The 16,457-nt window shown below is 70.0% G+C and carries 17 protein-coding genes; 6 read left to right on the top strand and 11 right to left on the bottom strand.

Annotated elements, in window-relative coordinates; all coding sequences use genetic code 11:
* Nucleotides 1–14: 14 nt before the first annotated feature.
* Entirely contained in the window at nucleotides 15–890 is an 876-nt protein-coding gene (gene prmC / locus P6F26_RS08465; RefSeq protein ID WP_278028236.1) for a peptide chain release factor N(5)-glutamine methyltransferase, read from the top strand.
* 249 nt (nucleotides 891–1,139) lie between these two features.
* A complete protein-coding gene (locus P6F26_RS08460; protein ID WP_278028235.1) occupies nucleotides 1,140–1,799 on the top strand; it encodes a DUF4167 domain-containing protein in 660 nt (219 codons plus the stop codon).
* Between the two features lie 123 nt (nucleotides 1,800–1,922).
* Here P6F26_RS08460 and rsmA read toward each other — a convergent pair whose 3' ends face one another.
* From rsmA to lptF, 6 genes are all read right to left on the bottom strand, one after another.
* Entirely contained in the window at nucleotides 1,923–2,759 is an 837-nt protein-coding gene (gene rsmA, locus P6F26_RS08455) for a 16S rRNA (adenine(1518)-N(6)/adenine(1519)-N(6))-dimethyltransferase RsmA (protein ID WP_278028234.1), read from the bottom strand.
* 25 nt (nucleotides 2,760–2,784) lie between these two features.
* Nucleotides 2,785–3,780 (bottom strand): 4-hydroxythreonine-4-phosphate dehydrogenase PdxA, encoded by a 996-nt coding sequence (gene pdxA / locus P6F26_RS08450; protein WP_278028233.1) that lies wholly within the window; start codon nucleotides 3,778–3,780, stop codon nucleotides 2,785–2,787.
* Nucleotides 3,781–3,783: 3 nt separating this feature from the next.
* Complete coding sequence (locus tag P6F26_RS08445) at nucleotides 3,784–4,695, bottom strand: SurA N-terminal domain-containing protein (RefSeq protein WP_278028232.1); 912 nt, start codon at nucleotides 4,693–4,695, stop codon at nucleotides 3,784–3,786.
* A gap of 84 nt (nucleotides 4,696–4,779) precedes the next feature.
* Nucleotides 4,780–6,993: an LPS-assembly protein LptD gene (locus P6F26_RS08440; RefSeq protein ID WP_278028231.1), complete on the bottom strand. Its 2,214-nt coding sequence runs from the start codon at nucleotides 6,991–6,993 to the stop codon at nucleotides 4,780–4,782.
* Nucleotides 6,986–8,080, bottom strand: a complete 1,095-nt coding sequence (lptG, locus tag P6F26_RS08435; RefSeq protein ID WP_278028230.1) for an LPS export ABC transporter permease LptG — start codon at nucleotides 8,078–8,080, stop codon at nucleotides 6,986–6,988. Before lptG ends, P6F26_RS08440 begins: the two co-directional genes overlap by 8 nt.
* On the bottom strand, nucleotides 8,077–9,228 hold the full coding sequence (lptF, locus tag P6F26_RS08430) for an LPS export ABC transporter permease LptF (protein WP_278028229.1): 1,152 nt from the start codon (nucleotides 9,226–9,228) through the stop codon (nucleotides 8,077–8,079). Before lptF ends, lptG begins: the two co-directional genes overlap by 4 nt.
* Nucleotides 9,229–9,490: 262 nt before the next feature.
* Between lptF and P6F26_RS08425 the strand changes: the two genes are divergently transcribed.
* Both P6F26_RS08425 and P6F26_RS08420 read left to right on the top strand, forming a co-directional pair.
* Nucleotides 9,491–10,957 carry a leucyl aminopeptidase gene (locus tag P6F26_RS08425; protein WP_278028228.1) on the top strand — a complete coding sequence of 489 codons (1,467 nt, stop codon included), beginning with the start codon at nucleotides 9,491–9,493 and terminating at the stop codon, nucleotides 10,955–10,957.
* Between the two features lie 8 nt (nucleotides 10,958–10,965).
* Entirely contained in the window at nucleotides 10,966–11,424 is a 459-nt protein-coding gene (locus tag P6F26_RS08420) for a DNA polymerase III subunit chi (protein WP_278028226.1), read from the top strand.
* Here P6F26_RS08420 and P6F26_RS08415 read toward each other — a convergent pair.
* Nucleotides 11,421–12,005 carry a retropepsin-like aspartic protease family protein gene (locus P6F26_RS08415; RefSeq protein ID WP_278028224.1) on the bottom strand — a complete coding sequence of 195 codons (585 nt, stop codon included), beginning with the start codon at nucleotides 12,003–12,005 and terminating at the stop codon, nucleotides 11,421–11,423. The two genes, P6F26_RS08420 and P6F26_RS08415, sit on opposite strands and share 4 nt — an antisense overlap.
* Nucleotides 12,006–12,083: 78 nt before the next feature.
* Nucleotides 12,084–12,701: a MarC family protein gene (locus P6F26_RS08410; RefSeq protein WP_278028223.1), complete on the bottom strand. Its 618-nt coding sequence runs from the start codon at nucleotides 12,699–12,701 to the stop codon at nucleotides 12,084–12,086.
* A gap of 118 nt (nucleotides 12,702–12,819) precedes the next feature.
* Here P6F26_RS08410 and P6F26_RS08405 point away from each other — a divergent pair, with 118 nt between their 5' ends.
* Entirely contained in the window at nucleotides 12,820–13,389 is a 570-nt protein-coding gene (locus tag P6F26_RS08405; protein WP_278028222.1) for a hypothetical protein, read from the top strand.
* Here P6F26_RS08405 and P6F26_RS08400 read toward each other — a convergent pair.
* Nucleotides 13,386–15,233: an ABC-F family ATP-binding cassette domain-containing protein gene (locus P6F26_RS08400; protein ID WP_278028221.1), complete on the bottom strand. Its 1,848-nt coding sequence runs from the start codon at nucleotides 15,231–15,233 to the stop codon at nucleotides 13,386–13,388. The genes P6F26_RS08405 and P6F26_RS08400 overlap by 4 nt on opposite strands.
* Nucleotides 15,234–15,360: 127 nt before the next feature.
* Between P6F26_RS08400 and ndk the strand changes: the two genes are divergently transcribed.
* Entirely contained in the window at nucleotides 15,361–15,783 is a 423-nt protein-coding gene (gene ndk, locus P6F26_RS08395; protein WP_278028220.1) for a nucleoside-diphosphate kinase, read from the top strand.
* Here the strand turns inward: ndk and P6F26_RS08390 are convergent.
* Both P6F26_RS08390 and P6F26_RS08385 read right to left on the bottom strand, forming a co-directional pair.
* Nucleotides 15,780–16,199, bottom strand: coding sequence for a DUF4112 domain-containing protein (locus P6F26_RS08390; protein WP_278028219.1), 420 nt, complete (start codon nucleotides 16,197–16,199; stop codon nucleotides 15,780–15,782). The two genes, ndk and P6F26_RS08390, sit on opposite strands and share 4 nt — an antisense overlap.
* Entirely contained in the window at nucleotides 16,196–16,372 is a 177-nt protein-coding gene (locus tag P6F26_RS08385; RefSeq protein ID WP_278028218.1) for a YqaE/Pmp3 family membrane protein, read from the bottom strand. The genes P6F26_RS08390 and P6F26_RS08385 overlap by 4 nt, the downstream gene beginning before the upstream one ends.
* Nucleotides 16,373–16,457: the final 85 nt, after the last annotated feature.

Below are 16,457 nucleotides of genomic sequence, written 5' to 3'. Positions count from 1 at the left end.
GGGGTGGCCGACCGATGCCGCGCGCCACATCCCCGCCATTGAACGTCGCCACAGACGCATGGCTGCGCGCGGCGGTCGCGCGCCTCGGGCCACTGATCGGCGCCGATGAGGCGCGGCGCGACGCGCGGCTTCTGCTGCGAGCGGCGACGGGCTGGAGTGCCGCGCGCCTCGCCGCGGCGGGACCGGATCCTTTGCCCGAAGCGGCGCTGGCCGCCGCCGACGCGATGCTCGAGCGGCGCGCCGCGCGCGAGCCAACGGCCCAGATCCTCGGGTACTGGGCCTTTCATGGCCGCGAATTCGTCGTGTCCTCCGCCGTCCTGACGCCGCGCCCCGATACCGAGTCGCTGGTCGAGGCGGCGCTTTGCGACCCCTTCGAGAGGCTGCTCGATCTCGGCACGGGCTCGGGCGCGCTTGCCGTCACGCTTCTGGCCGAGCGCGCGGGCGCGACGGGCCTCGCCACCGACATCTCGGCAGACGCGCTGGACGTGGCCCGCGAGAACGCCGCGCGCCACGGCGTCTCGGACCGCCTTTCGTTCGCGCGGGGCGACTGGTGGGGGGGCGTGCCCGAAGGCGCGCGCTTCGATCTGATCGTCTCCAATCCGCCCTACGTGACCGAAGCGGAGTACGCGGCGCTCGCGCCCGAGATCACCCGCTTCGAGCCGCCGGGCGCCCTCAGCCCGGGCGGCGACGGGCTTGGGGCCTACCACGCGATCCTTGCGGGCGCGCCCGCCCATCTGGAGCCCGGCGGCCGTCTCGCGGTCGAGATCGGCCGGGACCAGGGCGCGGCGGTATCGGCGCTGTTTCGGGCCGCGGGGCTTGAAGACGTCCGCATCCGTCCCGACCTTACGGGGAGGCAGCGCGTGGTCCTGGGCCGCCGCTGCGGGGCTTGATAGCGCTACCACGGGCCTTTGGCGCGCAACTTGCGGTAAAATCCGCGGTTTTTTACGATTTCGCCTTGTTTCGGCCCGCAGCCCGTGTTTATTCAGACTGGCGCGGGATGGATGGCAACACGCCTCCCTGCGCCGATTTCGTCAGATACCACGGGCCATTCGATACCACCGGCTCGGCGTGTTCGCGGTCTCGGGGCCCAAAGGCGCCACCCTCGCAACACCCAGGACAACTGGATCAATAGTAAACACATGAGATCATCTAAGAACCGCTCGCGGTCCAAGGGGAACCGCAACCGTTCGGTGGGCAATATCGTCAACCGGGTGTTCGATTCCTCCGGCCCCGAGGGCAAGGTGCGCGGAACCCCGCAGCAGATCATCGACAAGTACAACCAGCTTGCCCGCGATGCGCAGCTTGGAAACGACCGCGTCGCGGCCGAGAATTTCCAGCAGCACGCAGAGCACTACCTGCGGATGCTCGCCGAAGCGCAGCGTGAGCAGGACGCCCGCCGCGACCAGCAGGGCGGCCAGCAAGGCGGCGGCCAGCAGCAGGGCGGCGGCCAGCAGGGCGAAGGTCAGCAGGGCGAGCAGCAGGGCGCATCGCACGATGGCGGCCGGCAGCAGCGCGACAGGGGCGACAGGGGCGACCGTGGTGAGCGTGGCGACCGTGGCGACAAGTCCGACCGGGGCGATCGGGGCGGCGAGGGCAAGGACGGCCGATCCTTCGACGCGGTGATCGACACCGCCGATCAGGGCGACGGCGACAGCACGCTGGTCGAGACGCCCGAAAGCGCGCCGAAACCCAAGCGCAGCCGCACGCGCCGTCCCAGGAAGGCTGACGCCGAGGGCGGCGAGGGCCCGGATTCGGGCGGCACCGACGGTGATGGCTCGTCCCGCGAAGCGGCGGAATGACGTCCCTCGACTGCCGGCGGCCCGAGACGGCGCGGCAAGCCTGACGTGAAAGCCTGACGCAATGGCGTGGCCCCGACCGGGGGCCATTCCCGCCCCGGTTCCCGATTTCAAGTTAAACGAGGGTCACTCGAAGGTTCGCGCAAGCGCGCAGAACGCCTCGAGCGATACCTCCTCGGCCCGTTCCGTCGGCGCGATCCCGACCGATACAAGTCTGTCCTCGATATCGGGGGCCAGCCCGCGCAGCGCGGCGCGCAGCATCTTGCGCCGCTGGTTGAAGGCGGTGGCGACCACGCGCGACAGGATCGCGGCGTCCGCGGGATAGCGCGGTTCGGGCAGGGCCTCGATCTGCACCACGGCCGAGCGGACCTTGGGCGGCGGGCTGAACGCCTCGGGCGGCAGCGTCATGGCGATGCGCGCATCGGCACGCCACTGGGCGAGAATGGCGAGCCGCCCGTAAGCCTTGGACCCAGGCACGGCGACGATCCGCTCGGCCACTTCGCGCTGGAACATCAGCGTAAGGCTGCTCCAGGCGGGGGGCCATGCGGCGGGCGTGAGCCAGCGCACCAGAAGCTCGGTTCCCACGTTGTAGGGCAGGTTCGCCACGACCTTGATCGGCGGCGCGAGATGCGCGGCCCAGTCGAGCTCCAGCGCGTCGCCGTGGATCACCTCCAGCCGGCCGGGACAGGCCTCGGCGATCTCGGCCAGCGCGGGCAGGCATCGGGCGTCCTTCTCCACGGCCACGACGCGGCGCGCGCCCTCCGCCAGAAGCCCACGTGTCAGGCCGCCTGGTCCGGGCCCCACCTCGAGCACGTCGGCATGGGCGAGGTCGCCCGCGATCCGCGCGATCTTCGCGGTGAGGTTGAGGTCGAGGATGAAGTTCTGCCCCAGCGCCTTGCGCGCCGACAGGCCGTGCGCGGCGATGACCTGCCGCAACGGGGGAAGGGTATCGATGGCGCTCATCGGGCGGGGCGCTGCGGGGGGCGCCTCATGCACGGACCCCGGAGGCGCGCGTCGCGGCCATGCGCTCGGCCAGCAACAGCGCCTCGATCAGGCTTGAGGGGTTGGCCCGGCCGGTTCCGGCGATGTCGAAGGCCGTGCCGTGGTCGGGCGAGGTGCGCACGAAGGGCAGGCCAAGGGTCACGTTCACGCCCTCGTCGAAGGCCAGCGTCTTGATCGGGATCAGCGCCTGATCGTGATACATCGTCACCGCCGCGTCGAAGCGCGACCGCGCGGCCTTGTGGAACATCGTGTCGGCCGAATGCGGGCCGGTGACGGCCAGGCCCTCGGCCCGCAGCGCCTCGATCACGGGGGCGATGGTCTCGATCTCCTCACGGCCGATCGCGCCGCCCTCTCCGGCATGGGGGTTCAGTCCCGCGACGGCGATCCGGGGGCTTTTGATGCCGAAGTCGCGCCGCAGGCCGGCGTCGGTGATGCGGATCGTGTCCGACAGAAGCGCCCGGTCGATCGCGCCGGGCACGTCTGCGAGGGGAATGTGGATCGTGGCGGGCACCACCTTCAGGTCCGGTCCCGCCAGCATCATCACCACACGCTCCACGCCCGCGAGATGGGCGAGGTATTCGGTATGGCCGGGATAGGCGAAGCCCGCGCCGTCGATCAGCGCCTTCTTGTGGATCGGACCGGTGGTCAGGGCCGAGGCCTCGCCGCTCATCACCAGGTGCACGCCGCGCGCGATGGCCGAGATGACGGCTTGCGCGTTCTCGGGCGCGGGTCGTCCCGGCGTCGCGGGGGCGGAAAACGGATGCGCGAGGACCGGAAGCCCGGACGCCAGCGCGCGCCCCGTCTCTGCGGGGGCGGAGATGGTGCGGACGGGCACGCCGAGACCCGCGAAATGGTCGGGGTCGCCGATGACGAAGAAGGGCACGCGGCCGGCGAGGCGCGACCACGCCATGGCCGCCAGTTCCGGGCCGATGCCGGCCGGCTCGCCCACGGTCAGGGCGACGGGTGCCGGACCGTGCGACATGGCTCAGCCGTCCGAATAGGTGATGATCGCGTCCGCCCGAAGCTCTTCGAGGAAGCTCGAGGCATAGGCCTGCATCCGCTGCTGGAACAGCTGTTCGCGCACCTGGTCGCGCGCACCCTCGGGCGCGGCGGTGGTGCGTTCGCAGAGCATCGTCACCAGCAGCACGTCGCCGCGCACGACATCGAAGGACATCTCGTTGGCGTCGAGCCGCGTGAGGGCCGCGGCCACGTCTTGCGGTATCTGCGAGGGGGAAGCCTGCTGCCGTTCGAGGCCTGCGGGCCGCACGCCATAGAGGTCGTCGCAGGTGTCCACGCTGTCGCGCAGCGCCTGCGCGCGCGCCAGCGCATTCCCGCTGCGGCCGCCCGCGATCGGGATCGTGGCATAATCGATCGCCGATATGTCGGGCGCGCCGCCCGTGCGGTTGATCGAAAGCGCGCGGTCGATCTCGTCGTTGCTGACGGCGGCGGCCTGCGCAAAGCGCGCGCGCACCACGTTGCGCCAGTTCACCCCCGCTTCGAGGAAGTCGCGCACGGTCTCGGGCGCGACGCCCGCCTGGCCGAGCGCGCCGATGAACTGCTGTGGCGACATGTTGGCCCGGCCTGCGAATTCCGCGACGGCGGCCTCGATCTCGTCGGGCCCGGCCGTGACGCCGAGGCGCTCGGCCGCCTGGTTCTGCAGGCGCTCGTTGACCAGCGTCTCGCGCGCCCGCGAAACCACCTCGGCGGGCGCGTTGAGCAAAGACAGGAACTGCCTCCGCTGCTGGATCTCGTAATTCGTCACGATGTCGTCGTTCACCTGCACGGCGACGGCGAAGGGGCTCTGGGCCGCGGCGGGCAGGGGCGTCAGCACGCCAAGCGCCACGGCGAGGCAAAGCGCCGGGATCAGGGTCGGGAAGCGGGGCAGGCGGTTCGTCATGGGCACCTTATCTTCGTCTCTCTGGCGGGGCGCAAGCGCCGCGCCGTCTGGTGTTGCGGCCGCGAGGCCGCGGCGCGCGCGCCGTCAGTTGCGGCATGTGCGCGCCCGGCTGCGTCCCTCGCGGCCCGCGCCGAAGCCGTTGAGGCCGATCGTGACCCCGAACTCGGTCGTCGCCTCCAGCGTCGGCGCGCTGGTGTAGCGGCGCGTCACCGTGAAGTCGACGTCGACGCATTCGGTCTCGTATCCGAGGTTCAGGCCGGCGCGCGTCGGCTCGGTCTCGGCGAAGTCGTAACGCCAGCTGACGCCCGCCGTCCAGTCGGTGTCGAAGCGGTAGCCGGCGCCAACTGTCCATTCGCCGGTATCCTCGGGCCGCCCCTCGAACGGGTCGGCCTCGAGCCAGGTGTAGGTCGACCTCACGTTGTAGTCGGGCGCGCTCCAGTTGAACGCGAACTCGTTGGAGGTGAAATCGAAGTCCTCGTCGAACAGCGCGCGGTTGACCACGCGGAAGCCGTCCCCGAACGTCAGGTGCGCCGCGACAAGCCAGTCCGAGGTGCGCCCGTCGAGGCCCGAGCCGGGCGTGAAGCCCACCGCCTCGTCGGCGCGCAGGATCACCCCGGCGGTCACGCCCGCCGACCATCCGCCGGGCGCGATGCGCGTGTAGCCGATGCCGAGCGCGGCACGCCGCCCCTCCTCGCGGAGGTCCGCGCCGGGGAAACGGTCCAGAGCGAAGAGGTTGGCCTCGTCGAACTCGACGATGGCGCTTTCCTCGACGGGGACGTCGCCGCCCTGCGTCTCGGACCATGCCACCTGCACCACGGGCTCCAGAAGGTGCGAGACGCCTCCCGCGCCCGCACGGTGGAGCGGGTAGCGCAGCTCGAGGGCGCCGTAGGGCGTCAGGCGCGCTTCCGTGTCGTTCAGGTCGGGATCGGCGTTCTGGCGGCTGGCATAGAGGTCCCCCGCCAGCGCCGTCTCGACCGTCAGCACGAAGCCTCCGGGCAGGACCTCGGTGCGGCGCCAGTCCAGCACCGCGGTCAGCCGCGCCGTGTCGGTCGCCTGCGGCCGGTCGTCGTCGGTCCGCGGCGTCCCGCGCGTGTCCGTGCCGGGAACGTCCGAGGGCCGCAGGTAGCCAAGCGCGTCGAGCCGCAATTCGGCGATGCCGCCGATGCGGTCCGGCTCGAAGCGGTGCACGTAACGGCCGTCCGCGACCCGCGTGGGCAGCGTGTCGTTGTCGTCGCCGTCCCGGAGCGAGACGTAGTTCGTCAGCCCGAAGTCGAAATGCGTGTCGGCCTCGGTGCGCCCGATGCGGATGTCGCTTTGCAGCAGGTCGGGATCGGGAAAACCGTAGGTCGTGAGATAGCCCTCGTCGGTCACGCCCTCGATGCGGAATGTCAGGTCGAGGTCGCGGGGCAGCCGGAACGAGCCGTTGGCGAAGAGATGGCCGCGGATGTCGTCGTCGGTCAGCTCGTCCGCCGTGAGCGAGCCCTCGGCCTCGATCCTCCCGTTGCGGAAGAGCTGCCGGTACCGAAGCTCGACCGTCTGGCTGTCGCCGAGGCCGATCCACGGCGTCAGTGTCAGGTCCGCGTGATCGCCGAGCGCGATGAAGTAGGGGACCTTGATCTGAGTGCCCGTCGTGTCCGTGGCGCGGATCGAGGGCGAAAGAAAGCCCGTCGCGCGTTCCAGCGTGGGGTCGGGCAGGCGCATTTGCGGCAGCCAGATCACCGGCACGCCGAGAACGCGGAACTGGGCGCTTTCGAAATAGAGCTGCTGGGCCTCTTCGTCGTGGATGATGCGGCGCGCGCGGATCTCCCAGAGCGGGATCGGGTTGTCCTCGCAGACCTCGCAGGACGAGGCCACGGCCTGATAGGCCTGCGAATAGCGGCCCTCGACCCGGTCGATGCGCGTCGCCGCGATCTGCAGCTGCCGGTCGAGCACGAGGCGCGCGGATTGCAGCACCCCGTCGCGCAGGTCGGCCGACAGGTCCGCGAAATCGGCGACGATGATGGCGTTGCCGGACGGATCGATCAGCGTGAGCGGCCCCTCGACCGAGATGCGGTCTCCGGCGCCGGTATAGGTGATCGACTGCGCCCGCAGCCGCGCGCCCTCGTAGAACACCTCCACGCCGCCGCGCGCGGTGATCGTCTCGCTGCCCTGCTCGAAGCTGATGTCGTCGGCGATGAGGGTGGCGGGCACGCCTTGCGCATAGCCGACGGGGGCGGGGGCGGCCCAGGCCATCCCCGCGATCAGCGCCGCGGCGGAGACCCGCCGCGCGCCTGTCATTTTTCCCGTGCGTCTAGCCATCTTCCATATGCAGCAACATCCCCATGGCGAGCAGGATCGCCGATACCGGCGGAGCCCACGCGACGAGGGATGCGGGCAACTGCCCGCTCTCTCCCAGAACTTCCGCGAAATCGCGAATGAAATACACCCCGAATCCGAGAAGAATCGCGGCGAGGACCATGATTCCGGTCTTGCCGAAGCGCGTGTGCCGCATCGTGAAGCCCGCGCCGATCAGGACCATCGCCGAAAGCATCAGCGGATTCGAAAGCTGCATCTGCAGCCAGATGCGATGCTGGACGGCGGCGAATCCGGCCGCGTTCAGCTGCGCGATGAAGCCGGGCAGCTCGTAGATCGGCACCGTGTAGGGGCGGCCGAAGCTGTCGCGGATCTGCTCGGCCGTCAGCGTGGAGGGCAGAACGAGCCGGTCCTGAAGGCTCGCTGCGGCCTCGGCGTTGGGCGCGCCCGCGAGGGGCCATGACTTGACCCCCTCGAGGTTCCACGCCCCATCCACGAGGCGCGCCTCCTCGGCGCTGATCCGCCGTGTGACGATGCCCTCGGCGTCGAAGGTGAAGAAGGTGGCGTCGAACAGGTGCGTGCCGTCGGAATTGGTGCCCTGCGCATTGATCACCGTCTGCTCGGTCAGCGTGCCCTGCCTGAGCCACAGGCCCTCGGAACTTACCGAGACGGCGCGCTCCTCGGCGCCCTGGTAGCGCGCGACGGTCAGCTGGTATTCGCGCGAGGTGGCCGCCACGATCGGGTTCAGGATCAGAAGCGCGAGGACCCCGATCCCGAAGGCGACCACGACCGGCGAGAGCGCGGTGCGCAGCGCCGAGCGGCCCGCCGCGCGCACGACGACAAGCTCGGAACTGCGTGCGAGACCGAGGAACAGGACCACGGTGGCCAGCATCACGAACAGCGGCAGCCAGGCGTAAAGCGCCCTCGGCAGGTTCAGGAGCGACAGCTCCACCACCGCGCCAAGGCCCTGTTCGCCGCCGATCCGGCGCATCTGCTCGGCGATGTCGATGGGCATCAGGATGCCGACGAACACCGCCGTCACGATGAGGATGGCGCGCAGGAAGCGGCGGGCGAGGTAGAGGTGCAGGATCATGCCGCGGCCTCCGTGTCGGAGGGCGATGCGCGCCTCAGCCATCCCGCCAGCACCTTGCGGCGCGTGCCCGCGAAGGTCAGGATCGCCAGCGTGAGAAGCGCCGCCGCCGCAGGCTGGGCATAGGCGAGATACCACAGGTCCGCGTCGTTGCGTCCCGCCGATTCCGAGGCGTTCCAGATCACCTGAAGCGGCACAACCAGCACCACCGCCAGCAGGATCTGCCGCCAGACCCCGAAGCGCGAGAAGTGCCCCAGCATCAGGCAGGCCGCGCCGATGAGCGGCGGAAAGACCGAGAAGAGCGCCCGCGCGATGCGCCCGTGCCCCTCGAACAGCATCCGCGCGAGCGGCAGGCGCATTTCCTGCGCCAGCTCGGCATCGGCGCGAATCAGAAGGCTCGTGGGCAGTTCGCGCACGTCGAAGGACCTCGCCCGCCCCTCCGCGATCAGCGCGGCGACGTCGTAGGTGAAATCAGAGAAGGTCACGGTCGAAAGCCGGCCCGTCGCGCGGTCGAGCGACTGGGCCATGCCGTCGAACATCACGAGGCGCGGCCCCGCCTCGGAGCGCACGAGGAGCGCGGTGGTCGCGGTGTAGGTCGTCTCCACGCCCGGCTGCGAACGATCCTGCAGGAACATGTCCTCGAATTCGCCCAGCTCGGTGATTTCGCGGATGTAGACGGTCAGGCCGCGGGCGGGATGGATGAACTCTCCCGCGCGCAGCAGGCGTCCTGTCAGATCCTCCTGCACCTCGGCTTGCCGGTCGATGAACTGGCTGCGCGCGGAGGGTGCGAGGACGTTGCCCAGCACGCCGACAAGCGACGCCAGCAGAAGGCCGAACAGAAGCACGGGCCGCAGCAGGCGCCACGCCGAAAGGCCCGCCGTCTGCATCACCACGAGTTCGCTTTCCCCGATCATCCGGTTGAAGATGTAGAGCGTCGCCACGAAGGCCGAGATCGGCAGCACCAGAAGCATGATCTGCGGCAGGGCGAGGGCCGTGAACTCGAAGAAGACGCTCAGGTTCTGCCCGTCCGCGATCAGCGTGTCGAACAGGTCCACCGCCGCCTCGATCCAGTAGACCGAGACCAGCACGAGGCTGAAGAAGCCGAACAGGACGATCAGCTGGGTCAGTATGTAGCGGTCGAACCGTCCCACGCCTGTCTCCTGTCCGGCCGCCGTCCTCGGGCGGTGACGTTTCCCCTCGGGCGCATGGCGCCGCGTGCCTGCGCGCCCGCGCCCGAGGCATCCACATGATGCGGGTGCGGGCGGCGCGAACGACTGCATGTGGAGTTTAAAGCAAGCCGGCCGTCTGCAACAGGGCGATCTGGCCATTCCGCCGCCGGCACCCTAATGTCGCCGCCATACGGATACGCCAGACCGGCCCGCCACGACAGACCCGCATCAGCAGGACGCCCAGATGACTACGCCGATTTCCCTGACCTTCACCGAAACCGACATCGACGCCCTCAAGGACGTGGCCGGCAAGATCGCCGTCGTGGTCCCGCCCGAGGGCAAGCTCGATCCCGCCGCCCGCAGGCTGAACCGCCTGACGCGCGGCGCGCTCGCGCGGCTGACCGAGGCCGAGCGGTTCGAGAAGGCGAAGACGGGCGAGGTCATGAGCCTCGGCTTCCCGGCGGGCCTTCAGGCCGAGGAGATCCTCGTGTGCAAGCTGCCGCGCCGTCCCTCCGTGGACGAGGCGCGCAAGGCGGGTGCCGCGATCGCCAAGGCGCGCGGCAAGGGCGCGCTGACGGTCTGCGCGGGCGCGACCGCCCGGGTGGCCGAGATGGGGCTCGGCCTCGTGCTGCGCCTCTACGACTTCGCCGATCACAAGACGGGCGAGAAGACGCCGGCCGAGGCCGCGACCTTCATGGTGTCCAAGCCCGACGAGGCCCGGGCCGCCTGGGCGGACGTCGCACCCCTCGCCGATGGCGTCTTCCTGACCCGCGACCTCGTGAACGAGCCCTCGAACGTCCTGTCCACCATCGAGTTCGCCGAGCGGATGAAGGCGCTCGGAGATCTCGGCGTCGAGGTCGAGGTGCTCGAGGAGGACGAGCTGGAGCGGCTGGGGATGCGCACGCTTCTGGCCGTCGGCATGGGCTCCGAGACGCCTTCGAAGGTCGTCGTGATGCAGTGGAAGGGAGGCGCGGACGAGGCGCCGCTCGCGCTGATCGGCAAGGGCGTCGTGTTCGACACCGGCGGCATCAGCCTTAAGCCTGCCGCCGGCATGGAGGACATGACGATGGACATGGGCGGCGCGGGCACCGTCGCGGGGGTGATGAAGGCCCTCGCGGGGCGCAAGGCCAAGGCCAACGTCGTGGGCCTGATCGGCCTTGTCGAGAACATGCCGAGCGGCCGCGCGCAGCGTCCGGGCGACGTGGTGAAGTCCATGAAGGGCGACACGGTCGAGGTCATCAACACCGACGCCGAAGGCCGTCTCGTGCTGTGCGACGTCATGTGGTACGCGCAGGATCGCTTCAAGCCGTCGGGCATGATCGACCTCGCCACGCTCACCGGGGCCATCATCATCGGCCTTGGCCACGAGAACGCGGGCGTCTTCTCCAACGACGACGACTTCTGCGGCGCGTTTCTCAAGGCCGCGCAGACCGAGGGCGAGGGCGCGTGGCGGATGCCGATGGGCGAGGCCTACGACGAGAAGCTGAAAAGCCGGATCGCCGACATGAAGAACGTGGGCGGGCGCGACGCGGGCTCGATCACGGCGGCGCAGTTCCTCGGCCGCTTCGTGAAGGAAGGCACGCCCTGGATCCACCTCGACATCGCGGGCGTGGCGAGCGTGAAGTCCGACACCAGGCTTGCGCCGAAGGGGGCGACCGGCTGGGGCGTGCTGTCGCTCGACCGGCTGGTGCGCGACCGCTACGAGGGCTGACCGGCGCCATGGGCGAGGCGTATTTCTACCATCTGACCCGCCAGCCGCTCGAGGTGACGCTGCGGGTCCTGCTGGAGAAATCGCTGGAGCGGTCGTGGCGCGTGGCGGTCCGGGGGCGCACCGACGCGCTTCTGGACCGGCTCGACCAGCACCTGTGGCTCGGCGACGGTTTCCTGCCGCATGGCCGCGCGGGCGGCGCGCATGACGCCGAGCAGCCGGTCCTCCTGACGACGGGGCAGGCGGGGAACGCGCCCGATTGCCTCGTCTCGGTCGAGGGCGCGGACATCGGCGCGGACGAGGTGGCGACGCTTCAGCGCGCCATGATCCTGTTCGACGGCCACGATCCCGGCGCGGTCCAGGCCGCGCGCGAGCAGTGGAAGACGCTGACCTCGGCGGGGGTAGGTGCGAAATACTGGTCCGAGGAGTCGGGCCGCTGGACGATGGCGGCCCAGTCCGGCGGCGCCTAGCGCTCCAGCACCAGCCGCCCGCCCGAGATTTCCAGCCGCTCGAACCGCTGCAGGTAGCTCATGCCGAGAAGGCTGTCCTGCATGTCGGTGGCGTTCACAACGGCGCGGACGCCAGTCTCGACGGCGGGGCCCGCCTGCACCGTCTCCAGCCGGACGGGCGCGGTCTCGACCATGCCGTTCGCGGTCAGCGCGCGCCCCGAGAAGATCAGACGGTCGAGGGCGATGCCGGCCCGCGCCGCATCCTCGCGGCTCAGCACGATCTCGCTGGCGCCGGTATCCACCACGAAGCGCACCGGCACGCCGTTCACGCCGAGCGTGAGGTAGTAGTGCCCGTCTGGCGCGCGCGGCACCTCGATCCTGCCGCCGTCCAGCATCACCGACTGGCGCGGCGCGACGGTCTGGCGGATGTCGCTCCAGAGGCCCACGGCCACGATCGCGCCGATGAAGATGAAGCTCCAGACGGCGGCGTATTGCGCCAGCCGGCCAAGGTTGCGGCGGCTCGAGGCGAACAGCCAGCCGGCGATCGCCACGGCCAGGAGGACGAGGTAGACGAGGCTTCCGATCTGATCGCCGTTCAGCATGGATATGTCACCGGCCGTTTGCGCGGCCCGGGTCCCGTGGCCGCGTGTCGAGGAGCCGTATATAGGGGCGCGGCCGCCTCAGATCACCTGCAGATCGCGCATCCCGTCGATCACGAACTGCACCGACAGCGCCGCCAGAAGCATCCCCAGAAGCCGGGTGACCACGTTGATGCCCGTCGGCCCGAGCAGACGCTCGAGCGGGGCGGCCAGAAGGAACAGCGCGAAGACGGCCAGAAGCACGATCGCCATGACGCCATGGACCGCCAGCACATGCAGCGCGCCGCCGCCTTCCTGCCCGGTCAGAAGGATCATCGTCGCGATGGCACCCGGCCCGGCGATCAGCGGGATGGCGAGCGGAAAGACCGAGGGATCGGCGGGATGCGCGGTGTCGGCCTGACCCTGCCTGCGCTGCGCGCGCCGCTCGAACAGCATGTCGAGCGCGGTCAGGAACAGAAGCACGCCGCCCGCGATGCGGAAGGCGGGCATGGAAATGCCGAGGAAATTCAGCACCGCCTCGCCCGCGATCCCGAACAGCGTCAGGATGCCGAGCGCGACGAGGCAGGCGCGGATCGCCACCGCCCGGCGCTCCCGCGGGTCCATGCCCTGCGTCAGCGCGGCGAAAAGCGGCGCGAGGCCCACGGGGTCGATGATCACGAACAGCGCCACGAAGGCCGGTATGTAGATGGCGATCTCCATGGGGCCGGGCTGTGGCAGGTTCGGCCGCGTGCCGCAAGGGGCGAGGCGGGACAGGGCTTTGCGCGCGGGCTTCCGCGCGCTAGCCTTTCGGCGACCCGACACAAGGACGCGCAGGCCCATGCAGCTTCGCCACCTTCTTCCGGCCGCGGCTCTGGCGGCCATGCCCGCCCATGCGCAGGAGGCGGTCCTCGAGGTCTTCGTGCAGGACGGCAGCGCCTTCGACCTCATCCTCGTGCGCCATGCCGGTGGCTGCGATGCCGTCTCGGGGCGTCTGACGGTCGATTTCGGACCGTCGCAGGGGCGCGTGGTGATCGATACCGAATACGGCGGCGGCGGAACGCTTCATCCCGCCGAGGTCCGCGTGACAAGCGGTCCGGCCGAGGTCGCGCCGGTCCCGGACGGCGCGCGCGCGCTCGACATCGCCCTGATCGCGCTGGCGCCGGAGGGCGAGGTGGTCCTGACGCTCGACATCGACAGCGAGCGGGAGGCGGGCGGCCAACGCCGGATCGTCGCCACCGCGCACGACATCGAAGGCGCCGTCGTGCGCTTCGTGGCCCAGGGGCAGCAAGGACAGGACGGGCAGGCGGCGCAGGCTGTCTTCGGCGACGCGGGCGCGGCCATCCTGCTTGTGCCCTGCGTGCCGCCGGGTCTCGTCGCGCTGGAGGTGGCGGACCGGGCCGCGTCCTAGCGCGCCTCGGCTTCCTCCAGCCGTTCGGCCGCCGCGACCCAGAGCGCCTCGGCCCGCGAGAGGCCGTCCATGACTTCGGCGTATTTCCTCTGCCAGACGCCGAGGTCGCCCGCGCGCTCGGTCTCGTAGAGCTCGGGATCGGCGAGCTTCTTGGCAAGCTTCTCGCGCATGTCCTCGATCTTCTGCAGGCGCATCTCGGCCTGCCGCACCTCGGAGCGAAGTTCCTTCAGACGGTCCTTCGACACCGGCGCGGGCTTGGGCTTCGCCTTCTCCGGTTTCGCAGGCTTCTCGTCGCCCTTGAGCAGGAGGCGGCGATAGCTTTCGAGGTCGCCGTCATAGGGCGCAACCTCGCCGTCCTTGACCAGCCAGAGCCGGTCGGCGACGAGGCCGAGAAGGTGCATGTCGTGGCTGACGAGGACCACTGCGCCGGAATAGGCGGTCAGCGCCTCGACCAGCGCCTCGCGGCTTTCGATGTCGAGGTGGTTCGTCGGCTCGTCGAGGATCAGCAGGTGCGGCGCGTCGAGCGTGGCCAGAAGCAGCGACAGCCGCGCCTTCTGCCCGCCCGAAAGCTTGGCCACGACGGTCTCGGCCTGGTCCGCCCCGAGGCCGAAGCCCGCAAGGCGCGCGCGCAGCCTCGCCGGCGCCTCGTCAGGACGCTCGCGGCGGATGTGCTGAAGCGGCGTCTCGTCGATGTGCAGCTCGTCCACCTGGTGCTGCGCGAAGTAGCCGACCCGCAACTTGGAGGCGGTCGTGACGGTGCCGTCCAGAGGTTTAAGTTTGGACGCCAGAAGCTTGGAAAGCGTGGACTTTCCTTCGCCGTTCCGCCCCAGGAGCGCGATCCGGTCGTCCTGGTCGATGCGCAATGACAGGCGGTTCAGGACCGGCTTGCCGTCATAGCCCGCCGCCGCGCCCTCGAGGTTCACGATGGGCGGCGAAAGCTCTTCTGGTTCGGGAAAGCCGAAGACCGTGCGCGCGGCATCCTCGGGGGCGCGGATCGGCTCCATCTTTTCCAGCATCTTGACGCGCGACTGCGCCTGCCGAGCCTTGGAGGCCTTGGCCTTGAAGCGGTCCACGAAGCTTTGCAGGTGCGCGCGCTGCGCGTCCTGTTTCTTGGCGGCGGCGGCCTGCACCGCGCGCGTCTCGGCGCGGGCGCGGGCGAAGGCGTCGTAGCCGCCCGTGTAGAGCGTCAGCTTGCGCCCCTCGAGATGCAGGATGTGATCGACCGCGCGGTTCAGGAGGCCCCTGTCGTGGCTGATGATGAGCACCGTGTGCGGATAGCGCTGCAGGTAGCTTTCCAGCCACAGGGCGCCCTCGAGGTCGAGGTAGTTCGTCGGCTCGTCCAGCAGCAGGAGGTCGGGTTCGGCAAAGAGAACCCCGGCCAGCGCCACCCGCATCCGCCAGCCGCCCGAAAAGGCCGAGCACGGCATGCGCTGCTCGGCGTCGGTGAAGCCGAGGCCCTTGAGGATGGACGACGCCCGCGCCTCGGCGGACCACGCGTCGATGTCGGCGAGGCGGGTCTGGATCTCGGCGATGCGGGCGGGGTCGTCGCTTTGTTCGGCCATGAGCGACGCGCGCTCGGTGTCGGCCTCCAGCACGGTGTCCAGAAGCGAGACCTCCGAGCCCGGCACCTCCTGCGCGACGCCGCCGATGCGGGCGCGCGCGGGCAGGGTGATGGCGCCGCCGTCCAGCGTCAGTTCGCCCCGGATCAGCCGGAAGAGCGTGGTCTTTCCGGCGCCGTTGCGCCCGACGATGCCCACCTTGTGGCCGGCGGGAATCGTGGCGCTCGCGCTCTCAAGGAGGGGGCGGCCCGCGACGGCATATGAGATGTCCTCGATCCTGAGCATGGGCGCGGTTTGAAGGCCGCCGGGCAGAGTGTCAACGTGCCTCGCGCGCAGCGAGGCAACGGGCGGGTTTCCAATGCCGGACCCTCATGCTACCTGCGCGCCGAACTCTTTCCCGATGGAGCACCACATGGCCGTTCAACGCACCTTCTCGATCCTCAAGCCCGACGCCACCAAGCGCAACCTCACCGGCGCGATCAACGCCAAGATCGAGGCCGCCGGCCTGCGCATCGTCGCCCAGAAGCGCATCCACATGACCCGCGCCCAGGCCGAGCACTTCTACGGCGTGCACCGCGAGCGCCCGTTCTTCGGCGAACTGGTCGACTTCATGGTTTCCGAGCCGGTCGTCGTGCAGGTGCTGGAGGGCGAGGACGCGATCGCGACCTACCGCGACGTGATGGGCGCGACGGACCCCGCCGAGGCGGCCGAGGGCACCATCCGCAAGGACTTCGCGCTGTCCAAGGGCGAGAACTCGGTGCATGGCTCGGACGCGCCCGAGACCGCGGCCGAGGAGATCGCGTATTTCTTCGCCGGCATGGAAATCACCGGCTAAGCCTCGAGCGGCCTGCGGCCGGAGGCACGATCAGGGGGCGGGCGTTTGTCCGCCCCTTTTTCATGCCCGAGGCGCCCCCGGCGCTGCAGGTCCTGCCGCAGAAGGGCCACGTTCCGGCGGTTGGCCTTCCAACCCACGTCGAACAGGTCGCCTACGAGCGGGATCGCCCCGATCACCCAGTCGATGCCCGTATTGCCCGCCATCCGCGCAAGGACGCCCCTCGAAGCGCCCAGCTTGCGCGCCTCGTTCAGGATGTAGGCGGCGGGCAGCAGCGCCAGCGTGTCGCCGACGCCCGGTATCAGGCCCACTATCGAATCGTAGCCGATGCGGATCCCAGTGCCGGGCACGCGGAAGGCGGCGTCCAGTTGCCCGGCAAGACGCTCGAGCTTCTGCAGTTGGCGGTCCTCGGGGGTCATGATCTGACGCCCCTCGGCTCCCGCAGGATGATGTAGACGGCGTGCACGATGCCGGGCACGTAGCCCAGAAGCGTCAGCAGCACGTTGATCCAGAAGTGCTTGCCGAGCCCGACCTCGAGAAAGACGCCGAGGGGTGGCAGCACGATGGCGGCGACGATGCGCAGAATGTCCATTGCGGTCTCCTTCCTGTTGGAAGGCGAACCCGTTGCGGCGCCCGTGGGTTCCTGCCCGCATCCATGTGGGCGGGCAGGGCGCGCC

The sequence above is a fragment of the Roseicyclus salinarum genome (genome assembly GCF_029624655.1).
Classification (GTDB): domain Bacteria; phylum Pseudomonadota; class Alphaproteobacteria; order Rhodobacterales; family Rhodobacteraceae; genus Roseibacterium; species Roseibacterium salinarum.
Note: the sequence above shows the minus strand (reverse complement) of the source record. Positions and strands in the feature narration are given on the sequence as shown.